We start from the raw sequence: 2584 nt of genomic DNA on the forward strand, positions 1-2584 counted from the left end.
CGCTAGGCAGTCTGCTGCACGTCGCCCGGATGCACTACTACCGGGGCCAGGCTGGTCTGCCGGCTCTCGATCCGGTGGAGGCGATGCGCCAGGCGCCGGGCCGGATCGCGTGGGTGTTCGATCGCGCGCGGCGGATCTGGGAGGGCTACGCGAAGTGGGCGCCGGTCGCCGACCGATTCAAGGTGCTGTCGGTCGAGGAGGAGTACGAGATCCGGATCGGCGGCAACCTGTTCACGGCGCGGCTGGATCTCGTGTACCAGGGCACCGACGGGCGGGTCTGGATCGACGACCTCAAGAGCACCGGCGGCAACGTGGAGAAGCACCACTACGAGTGGGATCACGCGGGCCAGATGGCGATGATCGACGTGCTGGGGCGGGCGGTGCTGCCGGCGGTGTTTGGCGTGCCGTACGGCGGGATCACGATCACGTCGATCTGCACCGCGAGCACGTTCGCGGCGGCGCGGGCGCCGCTGCAGATCGCGCCCGCCTGGCGCGCGAGCGTGCTGGAAGCCGCGCGCGAGGGTCTGGCCGCGATCGCGAACGATCCGAGGGCGGCATGGGACTTGCCGCCCAACCCGGAGGCGTGCATGGACAGGTGGGGGCCGTGCGACTACCGCGATCTTTGCACGCGCGGGCCGACCGAGGCGGCGCTGGCCGAGTTCGATCAGGCGGCGGTCGAGACTTTGGTGGAAGGAGCGGGGCGATGAAGCGGGGCGAGGATTCGGTGCGATTCGTGCGCGCAGGATCGACCGTCTGGATCGCGGTCGAGGGCGGCGTGTGTCAGCAGGTGGTGAGCGAGGACGGGTTCGAGGTTCACGCGCGTGAGGGGGTGGGGGTCTGGTTGCCGGTGTCCGCGATGCGCGCGGCGCTGGTCAACGGCGACACGCGCCGGCTGTTGCGCGGGTTGAAGGGCGGGGCGGTGAAGCGGGCGCACGGGGAAGACGCCTAGCCATGGAAGCTGTGCTTGCCGTTGTTGGACTATTCATTGGGTTGGGCCTCGGGCTGTACTTGGCGCGGGTGCAAGCGTGCGCGAGCATGACGACCGCCTACAACACGTGCAAAGGACGGCGCGATCAACGGTGCGACGGCGGCAACTGCACCAGGCATTGTGTGGAGCTGTGCAAAGGGCGATGCAGATCGTTACCTGAACGCGCGCTGGACGCGCTGGCCAAATGACGGCGCGCGAACGCTATCACGCGAAGCGTGCGGATCTGGCGGCGGTGGTCGAGCCGCTGGGCTTCGGGGATCGTAGCGACGGCGCGAACGTGCTGTTCGCGCGAAGCCTGGTGCGCGAGGACGTGTTCGTGACAGTAAGCTGGCGCACGGTGCTGGGCGTGATGCTCGCATCGCAGGCCGAACGCGAAGGGATCGAATACACGGTCGAGAATAGGCTGCCGTCGGAACTGGTGCTGGTGCAAGAAGATCGCTGGAAGGTGATGTTGAGCGCGCAGTTGGACGCGGGAACGGTCGTGCAGCCGTTCGGTTTCGAGACGCGTGCGATCGGCGCGGTGCAACCGGCGATCAACCAGTTGATCGAAGCCTCGACCGGCGACGCCGCCTGTCCGCGCTGTGCGGCGCCGTGCGTGGTCAAACGGAAGCACCCGGCCGTCGTGGACGGGGCGTTCGTGGGTGGCGGCGCACCGTTCTACGCGTGCTGTCGCTACCCGAAATGCACCGGGATCGCGCGGGCCGAGAGCAAGGCGCTCGCTGCACTTGAAGCTCTAGCTGCAACCTAACAGGGGAGAGAACATGATCGCACTACCTACCATTCTGCTTGTCGGCCCGACCGGGGTGGGCAAGTCCACGGCTGTACTGCGCGCGCTCAAGAACAACGCGTTCTACGTGGCGGCCGAGCGCGGCGCGCTGTCGATCGCGCGCAACCCGGCGATCTACACGGGGCCGGCGCCCGACGTCGTAGAGTGCGTGACCACGCGCGCGCCGTGGATCGAGGTGCTGCGCGCGGTGCGGCAGGGCTGCGAAGGCGTGCGCGTCGGCAAGTACAGCGCGATCGTGATCGACACGATCTCAAGCCTGGCCGATCGCGAGTACGACTACCTCGTGGCGACCGAAAACTCGGGCCACGGGCGCGAGTGGAACATGCTCGCGGCGCACGTGCGACCGATCGTCAACGAGGCGATCGCGGCCGAGGCGATCGTGGTGTGCGTCGCGCACCAGAAGGACGTGGGCGAGAAGGAACCGAAGATCAAGCTGCCCAGGCTGCCGGGCAAGCTGGGCGAGGAAGTGGTGCCGAGCCTGTTCGACGTGGTGGTGCGGCTGGATTGGGGAGCGGGGCCGAACGGCGAGGCGGTGAGGATGCTGCGCTGCCAGCCGCGCCCTCGGTGGGCCGACAAGGATCGGCACGGGGTCGTGATCGACGGCGAGGTGATCGGGGAGGACGGGATCCTGCCCCTGATCCGGCGTTGCGTGCAGCGCGCGCGCGGGCAGGCGGTGGACATGCCGGCGGCGGGGGCGGGGGCGAACGGGGCGGCGAAGGGATTGGACCTGTAGATCTTTGCAATCAAGGGGGTGAGATTCCCCTACAACCGGGCGAACGCGCCCAAGCCAAGGAGTAAGCCATGACCGG

Annotated in this window: 4 protein-coding genes; all 4 read left to right on the forward strand. The window is 68.3% G+C overall.

All coding sequences use genetic code 11. From position 1 onward, the window contains the following. Window positions 1–707, forward strand: a 707-nt coding sequence (locus Q8Q85_01330; protein MDP3772890.1) for a PD-(D/E)XK nuclease family protein, incomplete at its 5' end; no start/stop codon positions are given. Next, window positions 704–949: a hypothetical protein gene (locus tag Q8Q85_01335; GenBank protein ID MDP3772891.1), complete on the forward strand. Its 246-nt coding sequence runs from the start codon at window positions 704–706 to the stop codon at window positions 947–949. The genes Q8Q85_01330 and Q8Q85_01335, both read left to right, overlap by 4 nt. Window positions 950–1172: 223 nt before the next feature. Further along, window positions 1173–1736, forward strand: a complete 564-nt coding sequence (locus Q8Q85_01340) for a hypothetical protein (GenBank protein ID MDP3772892.1) — start codon at window positions 1173–1175, stop codon at window positions 1734–1736. A gap of 13 nt (window positions 1737–1749) precedes the next feature. Beyond that, window positions 1750–2508 carry an AAA family ATPase gene (locus Q8Q85_01345; GenBank protein MDP3772893.1) on the forward strand — a complete coding sequence of 253 codons (759 nt, stop codon included), beginning with the start codon at window positions 1750–1752 and terminating at the stop codon, window positions 2506–2508. The last annotated feature ends 76 nt before the right edge of the window (window positions 2509–2584 follow it).

Source organism: Gemmatimonadales bacterium, from assembly GCA_030697825.1.
GTDB lineage: Bacteria > Gemmatimonadota > Gemmatimonadetes > Gemmatimonadales > JACORV01 > JACORV01.